The 20,035-nt window shown below is 27.7% G+C and carries 24 protein-coding genes and 1 tRNA gene; 20 read left to right on the top strand and 5 right to left on the bottom strand.

What is annotated here, in order from left to right; genetic code table 11:
• Positions 1-139: 139 nt before the first annotated feature.
• The gene (locus I2E98_RS03405; RefSeq protein ID WP_195467554.1) at positions 140-529 is read right to left on the bottom strand and encodes an HIT domain-containing protein; all 390 of its coding nucleotides are present in this window, start codon (positions 527-529) and stop codon (positions 140-142) included.
• A 39-nt stretch (positions 530-568) separates the two neighbouring features.
• Positions 569-1,030 carry a thioredoxin-dependent thiol peroxidase gene (gene bcp / locus I2E98_RS03400; RefSeq protein ID WP_195467553.1) on the bottom strand — a complete coding sequence of 154 codons (462 nt, stop codon included), beginning with the start codon at positions 1,028-1,030 and terminating at the stop codon, positions 569-571.
• A 138-nt stretch (positions 1,031-1,168) separates the two neighbouring features.
• Between bcp and I2E98_RS03395 the strand changes: the two genes are divergently transcribed.
• The gene (locus tag I2E98_RS03395) at positions 1,169-1,915 is read left to right on the top strand and encodes a peptidylprolyl isomerase (RefSeq protein ID WP_195467552.1); all 747 of its coding nucleotides are present in this window, start codon (positions 1,169-1,171) and stop codon (positions 1,913-1,915) included.
• A gap of 94 nt (positions 1,916-2,009) precedes the next feature.
• Here I2E98_RS03395 and I2E98_RS03390 read toward each other — a convergent pair whose 3' ends face one another.
• Positions 2,010-2,651, bottom strand: coding sequence for an HAD family phosphatase (locus tag I2E98_RS03390; protein WP_195467551.1), 642 nt, complete (start codon positions 2,649-2,651; stop codon positions 2,010-2,012).
• A 63-nt stretch (positions 2,652-2,714) separates the two neighbouring features.
• Positions 2,715-2,790 (bottom strand) — tRNA-Pro (locus tag I2E98_RS03385).
• A gap of 147 nt (positions 2,791-2,937) precedes the next feature.
• Between I2E98_RS03385 and I2E98_RS03380 the strand changes: the two genes are divergently transcribed.
• The 4 genes from I2E98_RS03380 to rsmI all read left to right on the top strand — a co-directional run bounded on the left by I2E98_RS03380 (position 2,938) and on the right by rsmI (position 6,449).
• On the top strand, positions 2,938-3,240 hold the full coding sequence (locus tag I2E98_RS03380; protein WP_195467550.1) for a hypothetical protein: 303 nt from the start codon (positions 2,938-2,940) through the stop codon (positions 3,238-3,240).
• A gap of 295 nt (positions 3,241-3,535) precedes the next feature.
• Entirely contained in the window at positions 3,536-4,759 is a 1,224-nt protein-coding gene (locus I2E98_RS03375) for a C40 family peptidase (protein ID WP_195467549.1), read from the top strand.
• Positions 4,760-4,858: 99 nt separating this feature from the next.
• On the top strand, positions 4,859-5,599 hold the full coding sequence (locus I2E98_RS03370) for a tRNA1(Val) (adenine(37)-N6)-methyltransferase (RefSeq protein WP_195467548.1): 741 nt from the start codon (positions 4,859-4,861) through the stop codon (positions 5,597-5,599).
• A 4-nt stretch (positions 5,600-5,603) separates the two neighbouring features.
• Positions 5,604-6,449 carry a 16S rRNA (cytidine(1402)-2'-O)-methyltransferase gene (gene rsmI, locus I2E98_RS03365; protein WP_195467547.1) on the top strand — a complete coding sequence of 282 codons (846 nt, stop codon included), beginning with the start codon at positions 5,604-5,606 and terminating at the stop codon, positions 6,447-6,449.
• 70 nt (positions 6,450-6,519) lie between these two features.
• Here the strand turns inward: rsmI and I2E98_RS03360 are convergent, their stop codons facing one another.
• Complete coding sequence (locus I2E98_RS03360) at positions 6,520-6,765, bottom strand: AbrB/MazE/SpoVT family DNA-binding domain-containing protein (protein WP_133015918.1); 246 nt, start codon at positions 6,763-6,765, stop codon at positions 6,520-6,522.
• A gap of 446 nt (positions 6,766-7,211) precedes the next feature.
• Here I2E98_RS03360 and I2E98_RS03355 point away from each other — a divergent pair, with 446 nt between their 5' ends.
• The 15 genes from I2E98_RS03355 (at position 7,212) to ftsX (ending at position 19,928) form a co-directional block, all read left to right on the top strand.
• Entirely contained in the window at positions 7,212-7,799 is a 588-nt protein-coding gene (locus I2E98_RS03355) for a DUF1836 domain-containing protein (RefSeq protein ID WP_195467546.1), read from the top strand.
• 69 nt (positions 7,800-7,868) lie between these two features.
• Entirely contained in the window at positions 7,869-10,169 is a 2,301-nt protein-coding gene (locus I2E98_RS03350) for an ATP-dependent DNA helicase (protein ID WP_195467545.1), read from the top strand.
• A 76-nt stretch (positions 10,170-10,245) separates the two neighbouring features.
• Entirely contained in the window at positions 10,246-11,097 is an 852-nt protein-coding gene (locus I2E98_RS03345) for a YihY/virulence factor BrkB family protein (RefSeq protein WP_195467544.1), read from the top strand.
• A gap of 145 nt (positions 11,098-11,242) precedes the next feature.
• Positions 11,243-11,602, top strand: coding sequence for a single-stranded DNA-binding protein (locus I2E98_RS03340; RefSeq protein WP_195467543.1), 360 nt, complete (start codon positions 11,243-11,245; stop codon positions 11,600-11,602).
• Positions 11,603-11,872: 270 nt separating this feature from the next.
• Positions 11,873-12,172 carry a DUF6514 family protein gene (locus tag I2E98_RS03335; protein WP_195467542.1) on the top strand — a complete coding sequence of 100 codons (300 nt, stop codon included), beginning with the start codon at positions 11,873-11,875 and terminating at the stop codon, positions 12,170-12,172.
• Positions 12,173-12,261: 89 nt separating this feature from the next.
• A complete protein-coding gene (gene acpS / locus I2E98_RS03330; protein ID WP_195467541.1) occupies positions 12,262-12,633 on the top strand; it encodes a holo-ACP synthase in 372 nt (123 codons plus the stop codon).
• A 130-nt stretch (positions 12,634-12,763) separates the two neighbouring features.
• Positions 12,764-13,375 carry a germination lipoprotein GerS-related protein gene (locus tag I2E98_RS03325; RefSeq protein WP_195467540.1) on the top strand — a complete coding sequence of 204 codons (612 nt, stop codon included), beginning with the start codon at positions 12,764-12,766 and terminating at the stop codon, positions 13,373-13,375.
• Between the two features lie 347 nt (positions 13,376-13,722).
• On the top strand, positions 13,723-13,983 hold the full coding sequence (locus I2E98_RS03320) for a hypothetical protein (protein ID WP_195467539.1): 261 nt from the start codon (positions 13,723-13,725) through the stop codon (positions 13,981-13,983).
• A gap of 8 nt (positions 13,984-13,991) precedes the next feature.
• Positions 13,992-14,345: a type II toxin-antitoxin system PemK/MazF family toxin gene (locus I2E98_RS03315; protein ID WP_005212255.1), complete on the top strand. Its 354-nt coding sequence runs from the start codon at positions 13,992-13,994 to the stop codon at positions 14,343-14,345.
• A gap of 243 nt (positions 14,346-14,588) precedes the next feature.
• Complete coding sequence (locus I2E98_RS03310; RefSeq protein ID WP_148322795.1) at positions 14,589-15,413, top strand: transketolase; 825 nt, start codon at positions 14,589-14,591, stop codon at positions 15,411-15,413.
• The gene (locus I2E98_RS03305) at positions 15,413-16,357 is read left to right on the top strand and encodes a transketolase family protein (protein ID WP_195467538.1); all 945 of its coding nucleotides are present in this window, start codon (positions 15,413-15,415) and stop codon (positions 16,355-16,357) included. The genes I2E98_RS03310 and I2E98_RS03305 overlap by 1 nt, the downstream gene beginning before the upstream one ends.
• Before the next feature lie 169 nt (positions 16,358-16,526).
• Positions 16,527-17,378, top strand: a complete 852-nt coding sequence (locus I2E98_RS03300; protein ID WP_195467537.1) for a YitT family protein — start codon at positions 16,527-16,529, stop codon at positions 17,376-17,378.
• Positions 17,379-17,404: 26 nt separating this feature from the next.
• On the top strand, positions 17,405-18,244 hold the full coding sequence (locus tag I2E98_RS03295; protein ID WP_195467536.1) for a YitT family protein: 840 nt from the start codon (positions 17,405-17,407) through the stop codon (positions 18,242-18,244).
• Positions 18,245-18,361: 117 nt separating this feature from the next.
• Complete coding sequence (ftsE, locus tag I2E98_RS03290; protein WP_195467535.1) at positions 18,362-19,048, top strand: cell division ATP-binding protein FtsE; 687 nt, start codon at positions 18,362-18,364, stop codon at positions 19,046-19,048.
• Positions 19,038-19,928 (top strand): permease-like cell division protein FtsX, encoded by an 891-nt coding sequence (gene ftsX / locus I2E98_RS03285; RefSeq protein WP_195467534.1) that lies wholly within the window; start codon positions 19,038-19,040, stop codon positions 19,926-19,928. The genes ftsE and ftsX overlap by 11 nt, the downstream gene beginning before the upstream one ends.
• The last annotated feature ends 107 nt before the right edge of the window (positions 19,929-20,035 follow it).

The following is a 20,035-nucleotide window of genomic DNA, read 5'->3' as shown; positions in this document are numbered from 1 at the left end:
CGTCTTAAGACGCAAGCTAGTAATTTGCCCTTATAGGGCTCATGAAAAACCACCAGCTTAGCTGGTGGATATTTATTTTTTATATAAAAATAAATAAGTTATAATATAACTAAATTGGGACCTAAATATACTTAAAATTCTATAAATGAATTCTTTTATTTTGAGGCTGTTTAATCCAATATCTAATACCCTTTCCCGACATTGGTTCATCCTCATATCTTGGTATAACATGTAAATGTGCATGAAATATTTCTTGTCCTCCTACTTCGTTCACATTCCAACCTATATTATATCCTTGTGGTTTATACTTATTATCTATATACACCTTAACCTCTTTTAACAAGTCAAAAGTTGCATTCCATTCATCTTCTGATAAATCAAATACTGTTTTCCTATGCCTTTTGGGAACTATTACTCCTGAACCAATTAATATTTCTTGGGGTTTCTGTAAAAACATGCAATATTGATTACTCAAAACAATTTTCTGTTCTAAATCATTTTCTATTGAACAAAATAGACAATTATTCATTATTAACTTCTCCCTAAATTTTAGTTACACAATTTAATACTATAGTGAATTTAAGTCTTCAAGAATTGTATTTACATGTTCTTTAACTTTAACTTTTCTATATTCTTTAATAAGAATACCTTCTTCGTTAATTATAAAAGTACTTCTTTCTATACCCATAACTTTTTTTCCATACATATTCTTTTCTTTAATAACATTAAATAAGTTACAAACTTCTTCATTTTCATCACTTAAAAGTACGAAAGGAAGATTAAATTTTTCAATGAATTTAGAATGAGATTTTAATGAATCCCTACTTATACCTATAACAATAGCATTTTTATCAGTAAAGCTATTATTATTATCTCTAAAGTCACATGCTTCAGTTGAGCAACCAGGAGTATTATCTCTTGGATAGAAATAAAGTATTACCTTTTTACCTCTATATTGACTTAATTTATGTTCTTTACCATCAGAACCCATTAATGAAAAATCAGGAACTAAAGAATTAACTTCTACCATATTGACCTCCGAAAATTATATAATAATAATTATTATATAATAGTCAAAAAATATAATCAATAAAATAATTGTAACTATATACATTGGTAAAAATCTGTTATAATTATATACATCATATATAAAAAAGGAGAAATTTACATGGAAAACAAAGTTTTAGCTACTATTTCAGGTGTTGAAATAACAGAAAATGACTTAAACGCAATAATAATGAGATATCCAGCAGATAAAAGAGGAATGTTCAATTCTGAAATGGGGAAAAAGCAATTATTAGAGCAAATGATCTCATTTGATTTAATGTATAAATTAGGAAATGAAATGAAAATAAATGAAACAGAAGAGTATAAGGCGAACTTAGCTCAAGTTGAAAAAGATTTACTTACACAAACAACAATTAATAAAGTATTAGCAGAAGTAACAGTTACTGATGATGAGGCTAAGAAATATTATGATGAGCATAAAAATGAATTTGAGCAACCAGCAACAGTATCTGCAAAGCATATATTAGTTGATAATGAAGAATTATGTTCTGATGTTAAGAGTAAGATAGAAAATGGAGAGTTATCTTTTGAAGAAGCTGCAAGACAATATTCTACATGCCCATCCAAAGAACAAGGTGGAAACCTTGGAGTATTCGGTAGAGGAATGATGGTTCCAGAATTTGAAGAAGCTGCTTTCGGATTAGAATTAGAAAAAGTAAGTGAACCAGTTCAAACTCAATTTGGATATCACTTAATTAAAGTTGATACAAAGAATGAACCGAAAACTTCAGAATTTAATGATGTTAAAAATCAAATTATCCAAAAGTTAATTCAAGAAAATCAAGAAAAGAAATATTTAGACTTAATGAAAGAACTTGAAGCTAAATATGATGTTAAGAGATTTTAAATTTAATATAGAATTATAATTTATAGTAAGAATCACATGTAGAAGTAATTTACTCATACATGTGATTTTTATTGTTAAGCTAGAACTTTAATAGTTAAAGTAATTCTTCATAACTATATATGTAATTATCGCATTCCTTTTTTAAGAGCTCTATTTGATGTTTAGCATGTTCATCAAATACACCAGTAACTTTCATGCCAGCTAATTTTGCACCTTTAACAGCGGCTATTATATCTTCATATACCATGCATTCAGAAGGATTAACACCTAATTTTTTAGCAGCTAATAAATATATATCTGGATTACTCTTGCTTTTTTTTACTTCATCTGTAACTGTAATAGCATCAAATAAGTCAAAAGCATTATTATTTTTTAATGTTGCAGTTAATAAAGGAATAGAGTTGCTAGTAGCTAGTCCTATTTTTACTCCGGATTTCTTTAGCTTTTCCAAATAATTAAGAGCACCTGGCTTTAGTTTTACATTATTTTTATAGTGATTATATGCCATAGTATTCCAAGTGTTCATTATATCTTCAATAGAGTCTTCGATTGAGAATCTATTCTTAAAGTACTCGGCTGTTTGAGAAAAACTTAAATGTGTAATTTCATCATTTAAGTTACTTGGAACAGCATGTCCTTTTTCTGATAAATAATCTATATCTATTTGTTGCCATACCCACATAGAATCAACAAGAGTTCCGTCTAGATCAAAGATAGCAGCTTTTATGTTATTCAAATAATCATCTCCTAAATTATAATTTTACATAACAAAAAAGAGATAGATTAAAACCTATCTCTTTGGTCGGGGTGACAGGGATCGAACCTGCGACCTCATGGTCCCAAACCACGCGCGCTCCCATCTGCGCCACACCCCGGAGCACATTTAATATTATATTGGAGATTTATAATTATGTCAACACTTTTATTTAAATATATTTTTTTTATTTATTTAGTAGGTAAGTTGCTTTTATAATTATTGTGCTATAATTTTATTATTATAAATATTTTTGTGAGGTGAAAATATGAATATTACACTTTTAGTAATGTTTCTAGGGAGCTTAGGGTTTATATTATTAGGAGTATTCTTATTAAATAATAAGTATATAAAAAGTATAGATACCAATGATAAAGAAGTTTATAAAGAAGTTAAAGCAATGAAGATTAGTGGATATACTAATATAGCAATAGGGGGAGTAGGCTTAGTTTGTTCTGCTATATCTTTTATTTCAGGAAATGTTAGTAAAACAGTAGTTATTATATTCGTTATATGTATAGCTTTATTATCGACTACTCAATATATATTAAATAAGAAAATTAGAAATTAAATAATAGCAATTTTTTGTATATAAATATTTAAAACTAAGAAAAATAAGTTTTAAATGAATCTCTAAATCTTTGATTCAGCAAGATGAATTTATAACTCTGATTGAAAAAATAAGAGTTATTTCATAATATGGGTTTAAAAGGGTATTTATTTTCCAGTAAAATAAAGTAAAGTATACGTTTACGTTAAGCAAATTGCCTGTTTTGAAAATTTACCATTGTCCAAAGTTTCCATAAGTGGTATAATGGTAAAGAAAACAAAGGAGAGGGGGAAGGTCAAGAGACCTTACGGACAATATGAAGAAAAAGATAATATCAGCTGTATTAGCTGCAATTCTAGTTATTACTTCAGCAATGCCTGCCTTTGCTACACCAAATCAAGAAGTAATAGAAAACCAGAAAAAATATGATGAATTAACGCAAAAGATAGAGGATATAAATAATCAAATATATACTTTAAATGGGGAAATAGAACCTTTAGTTCAAACAATTGAATCAAATAATGCTCAAATGGAACAAATAAAGGTTGAAGTAGCGAATACAGAAAAAGAAATAGAAGCTGCTAAAGAGGAAATTGCTAAAACTGAAGAAGTTTTAGGTAAAAGAATTAGAGAGTTATATAAATCAGGTGGACAAAGTAGTTACATAATGTTACTATTTAGCGCTGATAGTTTTAATGATTTAATTAGCAAGATTGAATCAACTAGCAGATTAGTGAACATAGATAAAAAGATGGTTAAAGAATTAGAGGACAAGCAAGATTCTCTTAATGAAAAAATTGCATCTTTAGATGAAAAAGATAAAGAACTTACAAAGGTAAATGAGGAAACTCAAAAATCTTTAAGTGAATTTGAAGCTAAAAAGGCTGAGCAAGAAGCATTAGTTGCACAAGTACAAGCTGAACAAGCTGAGTTTGAAAGAGAATTCTTAGCTGTTTCAGAAAGACAGTTAGTTACACCACAATTCTCAGTTATAGATAATTCATCAAGTTCAATTGATGAATTAAATAGTGCAATTAGTCAATTAAGAAACATAAGAGATAACCAAATTAAGAGTGGAATAGTTAAAGAAGAAATAAATAATAAGATTGAAGCCGCAAAAGAGAAAGTTTCACAACTTCAAGCAGCAATAGATGCTGCAAATGCTGCTAGTAAGCCAAATAGAGGGGATTCTACAGTATCTGCAACAGGGAATGCAATAGTTGATTATGCATATCAGTTCCTTGGAACACCTTATTTATGGGGTGGTACAACTCCAAGTGGATTTGACTGTTCAGGATTCACTCAATACGTATTTAAGAATGCAGCTGGAATAAGCTTACCAAGAACAACATATGATCAAATAAATGTAGGGGTAGCTGTATCTTATAACAATTTACAACCGGGAGATTTAGTTTTCCCTCATACTGGACATGTTGGTATATATATAGGTGGCGGACAAATGATACATGCACCAAGTAGTGGTGATGTAGTTAAAGTTTCAAGCGTATATAAATTCTACACAGCAAGAAGAGTAGTATAGTTTGTATTTATAGACTAGGATTTTATTAATCCTAGTCTTTTTTGTGTATAATATGTATAATAAAAGTACTTAGTTTACAAGTTAGTTAAGGAGAGTTTTATGGACGTTAAGATAAATGTTGATGAAGGTGTTGATGATTTACAACTAAATGGATTAAAGTTAATTCAAAAACAACAAGGATTTAGATTTGGTGTAGATGCAGTTTTGTTATCTCATTTTGCAAATATAAAGAGTAAGCATAGAGTTATTGATTTATGTACAGGTACAGGTATAGTACCGTTTTTAGCTTATGGTAAATATGCACCAAAGGAAGTTATAGGTTTAGAAATACAAGAAGATATGGTAGAGATGGCTAATAGGAGTTCTGCACTTAATGACATTACTGATGTAGTAAAATTTGTTCATGGTGATTTAAAGGATAAAGCATTATTAGATTCTTTAGGTAAATTTGATGTACTTACAGTTAATCCGCCTTATAAATTAAATAATGCAGGAATAGTTAATCCAAATGATAAATTAGCTATAGCTAGACATGAAGTAATGTGTACATTAGAGGATGTAATTGTAGCAGCTAGAAGATTACTTAAGGATAATGGAAGAATGTTTATAGTACATAGACCAGAAAGATTAGCTGATATTTTTGGACTTATGAGAAAATATAAAATAGAGCCGAAGAGAGTTAGAATGGTTCAGCCTAATATTAAAAAGGCACCTAATATAGTTTTAGTAGAAGGTCAAAGAGATGGTGGAGCATTTTTAAAATGGGAAGAAACACTATATGTATATGATGACAATGGAAAGTATAGTGAAGAAATAGATCGTATTTATGGAAGGAAGTAATTATATGGAATATGGAAAGGTATATTTAGTACCAACACCAATAGGTAATTTAAAAGATATAACATTAAGAGCATTAGAGGTATTAGAAAATGTAGATGAAATTGCAGCTGAAGATACAAGACAAAGTTTAAAGTTGCTAAATCATTTTAATATAAAGAAGCCACTTTTTAGTTATCATCAGCATAATGAACAAGGGAAAAGTGATGAAATATTATCTAAGCTAGAGGCAGGGAAGAATATAGCCATAGTTACAGATGCAGGTACACCAGGAATATCAGATCCAGGAAGTGTTGTAGTTAGAAAGTGTATAGAAAACAATATAGCATTTGAAGTTTTACCAGGAGCAACGGCTATTACAACGGCTTTAGTTTATTCAGGTTTGGATACTACAAAATTTATTTTTAGAGGATTTATTCCAAGGGAAACTAAAGAAAGAAAAATCTTAGCGGAAGAAATTAAGGATAAAAAGGAAACATTAATTTTTTATGAATCACCACATAGACTTATAGATACTTTAGATTATTTAAAACAAACATTAGGTGATAGAAATATAGCTGTTTGTAGAGAATTAACAAAATTACATGAAGATATTTATAGAGGGAGTATTGGAGAAGCTTATAATTGGTTTTTAGATAATAAACCGAGAGGTGAGTTTGTATTAGTTATTTCAGGTAAAAGTGAAAGTGAATTTAGAGCTGAGAAAGAGCAAGAGCTTAGTGGAATAACAGTAGAACAACATTTAATGAATTTAATTAATAATGGAATTAATAAAAAAGAAGCTATAAAAATAGTTGCAAAAGAAAGAGAAATACCTAAAAAAGAGGTTTACAAAATAGCAATTAACTTATAAATTAAAAGAGAGTCTACTAAAATGTAGTCTCTCTTATTTATCTAATAAAATTATGTATAGTAATAATTAATTACTTACCAACTTTTAATTCTTCCATACAGTTCTTGCAGATGTTTTTACCTTTGTAATTAACAACATCTCTAGCATCACCACAGAAGATACAAGCTGGTTCATATTTCTTTAATATGATTTGTTCACCATCTACATATATTTCTAAAGCATCTTTTTCAGCGATATCTAAAGTTCTTCTTAATTCTATTGGAATAACTATTCTTCCTAATTCATCTACTCTTCTTACAACTCCAGTTGATTTCATTTTAAATTCCTCCTTAAACAAGTTTCGACATTTAGCAGATTAATATTAGCAGATATGTAATTAAAAGTCAATAATAAACTTTTAAAAAATGTTTTAATTACAAAATTCTCATTAAATTAATTCATAAATAAACTATACTACCATAATTTTGAAAAGTCAATAACATTTTATAAAATAAATGACAAAATAAACACAATAAAACATAGCTTGTACTCTAATATTGTAGAATTACGTTGGACAAGTTTAAAAAAATTAAATATATTAAAATAAAAAAAGAAAAAAAAGTAAAAAATTAATTTATAAAGAATAGATTTATTAATAAATGTTAAAAATTAATATTATACTAACAAAAAAATAACATATAAGATAGACGAAATTAACTTGTAACAAGTTTATGATTACTATATAATATAAATACTAAATTATATAAAATGAGGTGAAATAATATGGTTAATAAAATTGATAATGATTATATAAAAGAGATTGCAGAAGAAATATCTAATACATCAATGATACCTTATGAAGAGTTACCGAAATACGATCTTTTTTTATCTCAAGTAATAGATTTTTTAAATGATAAATTCGTTGAAGATAAATATACTAATAATATAGTTCAAAATTATATAAAAAGTGAAGTTATTAGCAAACCAGAAGATGGTAAAAAAAGAGGGTATACTAAGATACATTTAGTTCAACTTGTATTATTAAGCTATATGAGACCAATTCTTACAACAGAGGAAATTAAAAAAGTTTTTAGTTTAGCTTTTAATGAAATAAATGATAGGTCAGATGATATTATAGATTGGGAAACTGCATATAAATTATTTTTTGAAACTCAAGAAGAAAGTTTTGATAAACATTTGAATGCTACAGCAATAAATGATGAGAAGTTAGATTCAATTATTAAAGAGTTAGAACTAGATGAAAAAGATGAAAATAGTATTAGAACTTTTGTTATAGTATTATCTTTAATAGCTCAAGCTAGTGCTATTAAAAAATTGGTTCAAAAAATAGTAAAAGAATATCATTCTTAATCTTAAGCTACCGATTTAATTGGTAGCTTTTTTGTTATAATAAAATAGTAATGTAAGAGAGGAATGCTTATGAAGGAAAAATTACTATTTAGAGAATCAGTTAGAGGAATAGTTGAATATGTACTGAAATCTGGAAGTTTAGATGATAGATTTATATCTAGAGGCCGTGCTATAGATGGAACAATTGCTCATGGAAAACTTCAAAAAGATAATGCAATAGTATATGAGAATTATGAAAAAGAAGTAAGGATGCAATATGAATTTCATAAGGATAACATAATCTTATTGGTGGATGGTAGAGCTGATGGAATTATAAATGAAAAAGGAAATATAATTATAGAAGAGATAAAATCAACTTATATGGATTTAAGTTATTTATATGAGGACTATAATTTACTGCACTGGGCTCAAGGAAAGTTTTATGGATATATTTATTGTATAGATAATAATCTAGAAAGTATAACTATAAGATTAAGTTATTTTAATATAAATACAGATGAAGTTAGATCATTTGATCATATATATAGCCTAAAGGAGTTAGAGAATTTTGTATATGAGATAGTCAATAAATATTTGGAGACATTAACTTTAAAAGAGTCTTTTAAAATAGAGAGAGATAAAAGTATAAAAGAGTTGCAATTTCCATTTAAATCATATAGAAAAGGACAAAGAGAATTAGCAGTAAGTTGTTATAGTAGCATAAGAAAAAAGGGAATATTATTTGCACAAGCCCCTACAGGAATAGGAAAGACTATATCCACTATTTTTCCTGCAATAAAGGCAATTGGTCAGGGGATGGGGGAAAAGATAATATATTTAACGGCTAAAACAATAACTAGAACTGTAGCGGAAGAGGCATATATTAAATTATTTAAAAATAATTTAATATTTAAAGTAGTTACCATAACTGCAAAGGAGAAAATATGCCTTAATAATGAAGTAAAATGTAATCCGGATGATTGTATTTATGCAAAAGATTATTTTACAAAAATAAATGATATAATAAACAGCTTATTAAAAAGTAACAATATGTTTTTTAGAGATGAAATAATTGAATATGCCAATAAATATAAGGTATGTCCTTTTGAGCTTTCTTTAGACTTAAGTAATTGGTGTGATGGGGTTATTTGTGATTATAACTATGCCTTTGATCCAAGAGTGAAGTTGAAAAGAATATTTGAAGATAGAAATGAAGATAATATATTATTAATAGATGAGGCCCATAATCTTGTTAATAGAGCTAGAGAAATGTATAGCTGTACTTTGCAAAAAAGCAAAGTAATGAGTGTTAATAGGATTATAAAAGGAAAAGTACCTAAATTATATAAAATTTCTAATTCTATAAATAAAGAGATGATACACATAAGGAGAGAATTAGAAGAGATAAATAAAAATTTTAAATATCATAATGAAGAATACAAGGAGTTAATAAAATTATTGAGAGCCTTTGTTAGTGAAGCTGATAATTACTTAGTGAAAGGTAAGGGAACAGAGGGATATGAAGAGGTATTAGAGTTTTATTATGAAGTAAGAAGTTTTATTGCAGCAAGTGAATTATATGATAAAGAATATACAACTATTTTGAAAAATGAAAAAAATGAATTTAGTATAAAAATATTTTGTATTAATCCTGCTAAAAATTTAAGGGAAGTTATCAAAAGTACTTATTCTAGTATTATATTTTCTGCTACCTTATCTCCTGTAAAATATTATGTAGATTTAATAGGTGGAGATGAAGAAAGTTTTAAATTGAGATTTGATTCACCATTTAAGAAAGAAAATTTGTCAACATATTTATATGCTTTAGATATGAGATATGTTAATAGAGAAAAGAATATTGATATATTATGTAATGTTATATATAAATTTATTAATGAAGAAAAAGGTAATTATATGGCTTTTTTACCTTCTTTTGATTATCTATATAAGGTATATTCAAGATATATAGAACTGTATGGAGAAAAAGGAACTATAGTACAGGAAGAAAATTTGTCGGAAATTAAGAAAGAGGAATTTTTAAAATCTTTTAATGAAGATGGTAATATTATTGGATTTACAGTTGTGGGTGGGATGTTTTCAGAAGGCGTAGATTTACCTGGTGATAAATTGATTGGAGCTATTATTGTAGGAGTTGGATTTCCTATGGTTTCTATTGAAAATAATATAATAGCAGAATATTTTGAGCCAAATGGGTTTGATTATTCTTATACTTACCCAGGAATAAATAAAATTCTTCAATCAGCAGGAAGAGTAATAAGGACAGAGAATGATAAAGGGAGAATATTATTGATAGATAAAAGATATGTAAGTTCTAAATACAAGTTAATTTTACCTAAGGAATGGGAAATAAAAGAATTTGCAATTGATTGAAATATAAGGTAATTATTTATATAATATGGAATATGTTATATTACATGTATAATCAGAAAGGAAATATGGTGATATTATGTCTAAAAAAGAGGCTAGTATAAAAAGAGGTTTCTTTAAGTTTATAATATATTTTATAGTTAAGATAAGAGATGATGATATTTTTGCTTTGGCTGCTCAACTAGCATATTATTTAATATTATCATTTTTTCCCTTTTTAATTTTTCTATTAACATTAGTTGGATTTAGTAATTTAGACTCTATGGAGGTATTAGGGGCATTAAGAGCTATGTTACCAACTAGTGCATTTGAACTTATTTATAGTGTAATTATAGAAGTTATTGAAAAACAAAATACTGGATTATTAGGAGCTTCTTTATTGTTAGTAGTTTGGTCTGCATCTTCAGCTTTTAGAGCAGTAATTAAAGGGATAAATAAGGCCTATGGATTAAATGAAAATAGATCATTTGTAAAAAGAGCTTTTATAGCGATAATTTGTACATTTGCATTAGCATTTGTAATAATGTTAACCTTAGTAATGCTAGTATTTGGAGGCTTAATAGGAGATTTATTAGCATCATATTTACCATTCCCGAGCGTGGTATATAGAATATGGAATTTTCTTAGATATATACTAGTTATATTTATGATGATATTAATTTTTGCAAGTATATATAGATATACTCCTTCAAAAAGGCTTAGATGGAGAGAAGTTGTACCAGGAGCTATTGCATGTACAGGTGGTTGGTTAATAGTTTCTTTAGGGTTTTCATTTTATATAAATAATTTTAGCAATTATTCTAAAATATATGGGGGGTTAGGTGCAGTTATTATATTGATAACCTGGTTATACTTAACTTCTATAATTTTGATTTTAGGTGGAGAAATTAATTCAGTTATAGTTATAAGAAAAACTAATCTATTAAATTAATTATTTTTTTTAAAATTAATATCTAATTTTACTTAATTATAATACTTTAAAAAATATTGTTTAGATAATTATAATAAACTTTCCATGAATAGAAAAATTTGAAGTGGTTATACTCAAAAATGAAGTATTCAGGAGGTGTAATTAAATGAATAAGATAGTATTATTAGGAAAACTTATAAAGGACCCTGAACTAAAAACTATAGATAATGGTGAAAAAGTTTTTACAAGGTTCATAATAGCTGTAGATAGAAATTTTAAATCTGCTGATGGAACTAGAAAGGCTGATTTAATTCCTGTAACTATATGGGGTAGAAAAGCAGAAGTGGTTTGTAAGTATATGACTAAAGGTAGCTATATTAGTCTAAGCGGAAGATTAAAAACTGGAAGTTATGAAGATAAACAAGGAAATAAAAAGTATATAGCGGAAGTTGTTGCTGAAGACTTTAAATTTGTTGGAAATAGAAGAGAAGTTAGAGAAAACAACGAAGTTATTGGCCAAGAATAAGTTGTTAAATAGAGATTGTTATGAAACAATCTCTATTTTTTATAATAAAATTTCTTATAGGAGGATAGCTTTCGACATTTATTTTAATATATTGAATAATATGATTAGTAAGTAAACTTATAATATTAACTGAAAAAAGTGTAATAAATTACAATTATGTTGAAAGCTAAGGAAAATTTTATTTTCAATATCACCATTATTTGACACAATTTTAATTCAATGTATGGTATTGTTTTATTATTAAATAATATGTGGAGGGGTAATGGGATTATGAAGATAAATAAAACATTAAGCAAAATAGTAGATATTAACAATAAAGAAGTTAAATATATCTATAGAATGACTGAAAAGAACATAAGAGATAGACAAGCTTTTGGAATTGAAATTGAAAGGCAAGATTTTAATAATGGAGAAGTAATTAATTTAGAGAGAGATTATATAAGTTTAGTGGCTAGTGAAGAGAAAAAAGCTAATGATATATTAATATTATTATTTAATAATTTAGTTTCTCCTATCCATTTAGTTGATATAGTAGGTGAGTATTCAGATTTGTGTGCCGCTGAATTTTAATTTTAAAAATTATATTTACATAAGGGATATTTACAGAAGATAATTAAATTATTCTTATGGATATATAGTTTAACAAAAGAGGTGATTTTATGATATTGGGAATCGGAACAGACATAATAGAAATCGATAGAATAGATAAAGCGATAAACAATACACCAATGTTTTTAGAAAAGATATTTACTAAAAGGGAAATTAAAGAGCTAACTAAAAGTACACTTAGAGTTGAGAGTGTTGCTGGAAATTTTGCTGTAAAAGAGGCAGTAAGTAAAGCTATAGGCACAGGAATGAGGGGGTTTTCCTTTAGAGATATAGAAGTTTTTAGAGATGAATTAGGAAAACCTATAGTAGAAATATCTAACAAAGTAAAAGAGCTAATAAAAGTTGATAATTATATATTTAATATTTCTATTTCTCATAATAGAACTTGTGCAATTGCATTTGTAGTACTAGAATCGCATTAACCTACATAATATTTATAGAGTAATGAGTAACATAAATAATATTTTTTTAAGTAACTTAATAATAAATTATGAATAAAATCTATAGTTACTTAATATTAGTAATAATGAAATAGTGCTTATGGGAGGATCTATGAAGAAAAAAATTATTATAACATTATTGCTAATTGTACCTTTTATATCTATTTTTCTTGTTGTTATTTTTAGAGGTATACTTTCACCAGACAATGAGGAGATAATTAGGGACTTAAAAAATATTAAATGTTATGAAACAAAAGTTGAGTACATAGTTAAGAATAGCAAAGGAGAAGAACGAGAGGAGACAGTTCAATATTATTCAAAAGATGAGGGTGTAAGGATTGAGTTTGATGATGATAAAGTTAAGCTTTATAAATCAGATGGAATTCATGTAAAAGATAATTCATCTACTGGTGAATATGTGATTGAAAGTGATATGGACATACTCCATTCAATGGCATTCATGAATAAAATATTATCTTATCCACTAAAGAGTGACTCTATAAAAGAGGGACAAGAAGAATGGGGAGATAAAATATATATACAAGTGGATACAGAATTGTTTTTGAATAATGAGCATTTTAATAGTGCTAGGATTTTTATAAATAAAAAGACTAAGGCACCTATTGGAATTATAATTTATGACAAAGATGGTAATGATTCAGTACGAATAATTTATGAAGATTTTAAATCAGTTAAAGAGATTGATGAAAATTTGTTTAACTAAAATTGTTAAAACCATTAAATGAATACTGAATGTAAATTCAGTATTCATCATATAAATTATAAGTATGATAAGAGTTATACTAAACAAATGATTAGATATAGATAAATAGTACAAAGAAAATTTAGCCAGCGTAGTATTTAATTCAATCAAGTTGTATTAACTATAGTGACAATCTAAGTACATAGTAATTATTTTATAAATAATAATTAAAAATATACTTTTAAAGAATTAATAATTGTAAAAAATTATAAAATTTATGCGTATAGTGACATTTCTATTTACAAAATGACATATTCTGAAATATAATTTTCTTATACATAGGAAATAGAACTCCTAGGAGGTCAAATATGTCAAAAAAAATAGATAATATAATAATCCGTAAATTTAAAAATGATTTTGAAAAAAGTAGTAAATTTATTAAAGATAGTTTAATAGTATATAGTGAGAAGAATGAAGCAAGTGAGTTCTTTGAATTAATGAAAAATGGATATAAAGAAATGTCGAAAATTAATTTAGAACTTGCATATGATGCTAATTCATCACAAAAGTCACTTAAATACAAATTTGATGATATAAATGAATACGAGAAATGGCTTTGCGGAGTGTGATATTTTTAATGACGACTATGGTTGTAAAAAGAGGGGATATTTTTTATGCAGACTTAAGTCCTGTTATAGGCTCTGAGCAAGGTGGAATTAGGCCAGTAATTATAATACAAAATGATATAGGCAATAAGTATAGTCCTACAGTAATAGTAGCGGCTATAACTTCTCAAATTAATAAAGCCAAGCTTCCAACACATGTAGAAATTTCATCAGAGGAATATGGATTAAATAGAGATTCAGTTGTGTTATTAGAGCAAATAAGAACTTTAGACAAAAAAAGGCTTAAAGAAAAAATAGGCCATATGACAGAGGCTGATATGAAAAAAGTAGATAAATCATTACTTATTAGTATAAGTCTAGCTTAAATATTAAATTTAACTAATTATTAAGACAAAGCAGAGGTGCTTTGTCTTTTTTATTTATAAAATAGTAATATCTCACAATAAACACTAAATGTGATATACAATTTAAAATAAATAATATACACTTTAATTTAAAATAGTATATACAAATAGAAAGGCTTGTGTTAAAATAAATCTGGGTAATTTACATAATTATAGAGTATAATAGAATATATTAATATAAATTATTACAATGGAGGCTTTTAAATGGTTAATAATGTAGAAGAATTAAAATCAATATCTAAACTAATCAGAAAAGATATAGTTTCAATGTTAACAGAATCAGCATCAGGACATCCAGGTGGATCTTTATCTGCAGCTGATATTGTAACTACACTTTTCTTTAAGGAAATGAACATAGATCCAAGTAATCCAAAGAATCCAGATAGAGATAGATTTGTATTATCAAAAGGTCATGCTGCACCAGTTTTATATAGTGCATTAGCAAGAAAAGGATTCTTCCCAGTAGAAGAATTAAGTACTTTAAGAAAGTTTGGATCAAGATTACAAGGTCACCCAAGTATGAAGTGTTTACCAGGTATAGATATGTCAACTGGTTCTTTAGGGCAAGGTATTTCTTCAGCTGTAGGAATGGCTTTAGCTGGGAAAATAGATAACAAAGCATATAGAGTATATACTATTTTAGGTGATGGCGAATTAGAAGAGGGTCAAGTATGGGAAGCTTCTATGTGTGCAGCTCACTATAAATTAGATAACTTAACTGCTTTTGTAGATTTTAATGGACTACAAATAGACGGAAATATAGAAGATGTTATGAATCCGTCACCAATAGACAAGAAGTTTGAAGCTTTTGGATGGAATGTATTAGTTATTGATGGACATAACTATGATGAAATAATAGATGCTATAGAAAAAGCAAAAGAATGTAAGGGTATGCCAACAGTTGTTATATGTAAAACTGTTAAAGGAAAAGGTGTATCATTCATGGAAAATGAAGCGGCATGGCATGGTACAGCACCAAGCAAGGAACAATGTGAGAAAGCTTTAGCTGAGATTGGAGGAGACAGATAATGAGTAAGAAAATCGCTACAAGAGAAGCATATGGAAAAGCATTAGCAGAATTAGCAAAAGAAAATGAAAATGTAGTAGTGTTAGATGCGGATTTATCTAAATCTACTAAAACAGCTGACTTTAAAGCAGTTTGCCCAGAGAGATTCTTTAACATGGGTATTGCTGAAGGAAACATGATGGGGGTTGCTGCAGGGTTATCAACTTGTGGAAAAATTCCATATGTAAGTACATTTGCAATGTTTGCTGCAGGTAGAGCTTTCGAACAAATAAGAAACTCAATCTGTTATCCTAAATTAAATGTTAAAGTTTGTGCTACACATGCTGGATTAACAGTTGGGGAAGATGGTGCATCTCACCAAACTGTTGAAGATTTATCATTAATGAGAAGTATACCAAATATGGTAGTTATTTCTCCTGCGGATGCAGTTGAAACTATGGCTGCAATTAAAGCTATAGCTAAATATGATGGTCCTTGCTATGTAAGATTAGGAAGAGCTGCAGTTAATGTGATAAATGATGAAAACACTTATGAATTCAAATTAGGAAAAGGTGTTGTAGTATCAGAAGGTAAAGATGCTACTATAGTTGCAACTGGAATTATGGTTGATGCTGCTATAGAGGCAAAAGAAATTTTAGCACAAGAAGGAATTGATGCTAAGGTTATAAATATACACACAATAAAACCTTTAGACAACGAGCTAATTATTGAAGCGGCTAAGGAAACAGGAGTTATAGTAACTGCTGAAGAACATAGCGTAATTGGTGGACTAGGATCGGCAGTTTCAGAAGTTGTTACTGAAAAGTATCCAGTACCAGTTTTAAAGGTTGGAATTAATGATACTTTTGGAGAAAGTGGTAAGCCAGATGAATTATTAAAGGCTTATAACTTAACTGCACAAGATATAGCTAATAAAGTTAAAGAAGCAATTACTTTAAAAAGATAGATTATATACCACAAGACAGCTATTTACCACTTAAAACTGCGATAAAAAATCGCAGTTTTTTTATGGTTAAAAAGGTATATAATGGTGAAGTATGTTAAGTCATTAAGGATAAAAAAAGTAGAGTGAGGTAAAATAATACAAATAGTTTTAATTTGTAAGGAGTATTTTTATGAGAAAAGATAATTTTAAAGATTTTTTATTAATAACTATTGGAATAATTTTAGTTGCAATATCAGTTGTATATTTCTTTGAACCCAATAATATTGCGGCTGGAGGAATAACAGGTTTAGCAATTGTTATAAATCATTATATACCATTTATATCAATTGGACCTCTTGTGCTTATTATGGATGCCACTTTATTTGTGATTGCATTAATAGTAATAGGATCTAAGTTTGGAGCTAAAAGTATATATTGTAGTCTTTTATTATCAACATCTATGTGGGTAATGCAAAAATTTTTCCCATTTACTATAACAAATGATTTAATGTTAGCCACTATATTTGGTACATTAATAGCGGCAGCAGGAATGGCAATAGTATTTAATGCTAATGCGTCAAGTGGTGGAACAGATATAATAGCTAAGATATTAAATAAATTTTTTCATTTTAATATAGGAAAATCATTGCTTATGGTAGATTTTTTAGTTACTCTATTAGGGGCAATAACATTTGGTATAGACATTGGGTTATATGGATTATTATCTGTTATAGTGAATGGTGTTGTTATAGATAAGATAATAGCTGGATTTAAAGTTAAAAGTGAAATTACAATAATAAGTCCAAAAAATAAAGAAATAAGTCAATATATCTTAAATGATTTAGAAAGAGGATGTACCTTTATAAAAGGGGTTGGTGCCTTTACTGGTAACGATACATCACTATTATATACAGTTTTAGATAGAAGAGAATTTATAAAATTAAAGAACCATATTAGTAGCATTGATAAAAATGCCTTTATAACAGTTGGAGAAGTCCATGAAGTTATGGGAGAAGGATTTAAGGGGATAGATGAGGATTAAAAATAAAAAAAGGATAGGAGATAATTATGCAAAAGATTAAAGAATATTTACTGACGACAATAGGAATAGCATTAACGGCAATAGCATTAGAATACTTTTTCTTTCCAAGTGATATTGCAGCAGGGGGAGTATCTGGTATAGGACTAGTAATAAATAAATTATTAGGTTTAGAAACTAGTATGGTTGTGCTTGTTCTTAATATTTTTCTTTTTATATTGGCATTTCTTGTTTTAGGTAAATCTTTTGGAGCAAAAAGTATTTATGCAACAATAATGCTTTCGGTATTTATGTGGATAATTGAGAAGTTTTTTACTCCAGGAATTTTAACTGAAAATATGTTTTTAGCTAGTTTCTTTGGATCAATAATTTTAGGAATGGGAGCAGCTATTGTTTTTCATCAAGGTGCATCTACAGGTGGAACTAGTATTATAGCTGCAATTATTAGTAAATTTACTCCTATTGGAATAGGAATATCTGTGTTGCTTACAGATTCATTTGTTTGTATATTGGCTATTAGTGTATTTGGTGTAGATAAAGGATTATTTGGATTCTTTAGTGTAATTTTAATTGGTTTAGTTATAGATAAATTCATAGATGGATTTAATAGATGTAAGCAAGTATTTATAATAACATCAAAAGAAAAAGCTATAGTTAACCACATAATTAAAAAAATTGATAGAGGGTGTACAGTGCTTAATGGAAATGGTGGATATACTGGAAGTGATGTAAAAATAATATACACAGTATTAAGTTCAAATGAGTTTATAGCTTTAAAAAAAGACGTAAAAGAAATAGATCCAGATGCTTTTGTAACTGTTAATGAATCAACAGAAGTATTAGGAAAAGGATTTACAGATTTTCAATAAAAATATAGTAAAATGAGGTAAATAGCCCTTTAATATTGGTATTATGGCTTTTTGTATGATATAATGGCTTTATAGTTTGCAAAGTTATTAAACTTAAAGTTGTAAGAGGTGTTATTTATGATAGAATTTAAGGACGTGTCCAAGATATATGATAATAATGTTAAAGCGTTATCAAATGTAAATATAAAGATAGATTCAGGAGACTTTGTTTTCTTAGTTGGACCATCTGGTGCAGGTAAGTCTACTTTCATAAAAATGTTATTAAAAGAAGTAGAGCCAACAATGGGAGAAATTATAGTAGCTGATAAGGAGTTATCTAAAGTAACTAGAAAACAAATACCATACTACAGAAGAAAAATTGGAATGGTATTCCAAGATTTTAGATTAATACCTACTTTAAATGTATATGAAAATGTTGCATTTGCAATGAGAGTAGTAGAAGCATCACAAAGAGAAATAAGAAGAAGAGTGCCTATGGTATTATCTCTAGTAGGATTATCTCATAAATATAAAATGTTCCCTAATGAATTATCAGGAGGAGAACAACAAAGAGTATCTTTAGCAAGAGCAATAGTTAATAATCCAGCAGTCTTAATAGCTGATGAACCTACAGGTAACTTAGACCCAGAAACAGCAAATGAAATAATGGGATTATTAGAAGATATAAATAGAGCTGGAACAACTATATTAATGGCAACTCACGCAAAAGACATAGTAGATAATATGAAAAAGAGAGTTATAGCTATTGATAAAGGAATGATTGTAAGAGATGATAGGAAGGGGATGTACGAAAATGAAAATTAGCACGTTAAATTATTTTATAGTAGATGCTTTAAAGAGTATAAAGAGAAATAGGACAATCAGTGTTGCTGCTATGATAACTGTATTAATAACTTTTTTCGTATTTGGTACATTTACTTTATTAGCATTAAACTTTAATAAAAGTATTGAAGATGTAGCATCTAAAATTCAGATTCAAGTATATTTAAAAGATGACATAAAATTAGTTGACCAAAAAGAAATAGAGCTTAAGTTGATGGAAGAACCTCAAGTTAGTGAAGTTACATATGAATCTAAAGATGAAGCGTTTTTAAATTTAAAAGAAAATTTAGGGAGTAATGAAGGATTATTAGAAGGTTATGATTTAACTAATAACCCATTACCAAGTTCATTTATAGTTAATTTAAAAGATCCTTCATATGCTGAAGAAGTAGCTAAGTCAGTTGAGAGTATGACTGGTGTTGAAGGAATAGGAAATCAACAAGATGTAATTAATACAATAAGCAAATTTGTTGATGTAGTTCAAATAGTAGGAATAGGATTATTTATAGTATTTGTAGGGGTATCAGTATTCTTAATAATGAATACAATTAAGCTTACAGTATATTCAAGAAGAAGAGAAGTTGGAATAATGAAGTTTGTTGGGGCAACAGACTGGTTTATTAGATGGCCTTTCGTTATTGAAGGAATAATAATTGGGGCAGTAGGTTCATTAGCATCAAGCGTTATATTATACTTTGCATATAACGGAATATTTAAGTGGATTGTTTCATCTATGTTTATAGTAAACTTAGTACAACCACAATTTGTTTTAACAACTTTATTAGCTTGCTTTGTTGGAGGCGGTATAGTAGTTGGAGCAATAGGAAGTATATTTGCACTAAGAAAATTCTTAGTTGTTTAGTATATAGAATTTGTTAATTAGGCAAAGATAAATATATATAGAAATTATTTTAAAACTACAACTCATTACTTTTGTTATGGGTTGTAGTTTTACGTAAATAAAGGGAA

This window comes from Clostridium sp. D43t1_170807_H7, assembly GCF_015555905.1.
GTDB lineage: Bacteria > Bacillota > Clostridia > Clostridiales > Clostridiaceae > Clostridium.
The sequence above is the reverse complement of the archived record's forward strand: the minus strand, read 5'-3'. Positions and strand labels throughout refer to the sequence as shown.

Coding starts and splice junctions, on each gene's coding strand:
- acpS (WP_195467541.1), top strand. CDS start 12,262: ATGATATTGGGAATCGGAACAGACATAATAGAAATCGATAGAATAGAT.
- I2E98_RS03340 (WP_195467543.1), top strand. CDS start 11,243: ATGAATAAGATAGTATTATTAGGAAAACTTATAAAGGACCCTGAACTA.
- I2E98_RS03380 (WP_195467550.1), top strand. CDS start 2,938: ATGAATATTACACTTTTAGTAATGTTTCTAGGGAGCTTAGGGTTTATA.
- ftsE (WP_195467535.1), top strand. CDS start 18,362: ATGATAGAATTTAAGGACGTGTCCAAGATATATGATAATAATGTTAAA.
- I2E98_RS03320 (WP_195467539.1), top strand. CDS start 13,723: ATGTCAAAAAAAATAGATAATATAATAATCCGTAAATTTAAAAATGAT.
- I2E98_RS03325 (WP_195467540.1), top strand. CDS start 12,764: ATGAAGAAAAAAATTATTATAACATTATTGCTAATTGTACCTTTTATA.
- I2E98_RS03395 (WP_195467552.1), top strand. CDS start 1,169: ATGGAAAACAAAGTTTTAGCTACTATTTCAGGTGTTGAAATAACAGAA.
- I2E98_RS03350 (WP_195467545.1), top strand. CDS start 7,869: ATGAAGGAAAAATTACTATTTAGAGAATCAGTTAGAGGAATAGTTGAA.
- ftsX (WP_195467534.1), top strand. CDS start 19,038: ATGAAAATTAGCACGTTAAATTATTTTATAGTAGATGCTTTAAAGAGT.
- I2E98_RS03315 (WP_005212255.1), top strand. CDS start 13,992: ATGACGACTATGGTTGTAAAAAGAGGGGATATTTTTTATGCAGACTTA.
- I2E98_RS03370 (WP_195467548.1), top strand. CDS start 4,859: ATGGACGTTAAGATAAATGTTGATGAAGGTGTTGATGATTTACAACTA.
- I2E98_RS03300 (WP_195467537.1), top strand. CDS start 16,527: ATGAGAAAAGATAATTTTAAAGATTTTTTATTAATAACTATTGGAATA.
- rsmI (WP_195467547.1), top strand. CDS start 5,604: ATGGAATATGGAAAGGTATATTTAGTACCAACACCAATAGGTAATTTA.
- I2E98_RS03345 (WP_195467544.1), top strand. CDS start 10,246: ATGTCTAAAAAAGAGGCTAGTATAAAAAGAGGTTTCTTTAAGTTTATA.
- I2E98_RS03375 (WP_195467549.1), top strand. CDS start 3,536: ATGAAGAAAAAGATAATATCAGCTGTATTAGCTGCAATTCTAGTTATT.
- I2E98_RS03310 (WP_148322795.1), top strand. CDS start 14,589: ATGGTTAATAATGTAGAAGAATTAAAATCAATATCTAAACTAATCAGA.
- bcp (WP_195467553.1), bottom strand. CDS start 1,030: ATGGTAGAAGTTAATTCTTTAGTTCCTGATTTTTCATTAATGGGTTCT.
- I2E98_RS03355 (WP_195467546.1), top strand. CDS start 7,212: ATGGTTAATAAAATTGATAATGATTATATAAAAGAGATTGCAGAAGAA.
- I2E98_RS03295 (WP_195467536.1), top strand. CDS start 17,405: ATGCAAAAGATTAAAGAATATTTACTGACGACAATAGGAATAGCATTA.
- I2E98_RS03305 (WP_195467538.1), top strand. CDS start 15,413: ATGAGTAAGAAAATCGCTACAAGAGAAGCATATGGAAAAGCATTAGCA.
- I2E98_RS03360 (WP_133015918.1), bottom strand. CDS start 6,765: ATGAAATCAACTGGAGTTGTAAGAAGAGTAGATGAATTAGGAAGAATA.
- I2E98_RS03405 (WP_195467554.1), bottom strand. CDS start 529: ATGAATAATTGTCTATTTTGTTCAATAGAAAATGATTTAGAACAGAAA.
- I2E98_RS03335 (WP_195467542.1), top strand. CDS start 11,873: ATGAAGATAAATAAAACATTAAGCAAAATAGTAGATATTAACAATAAA.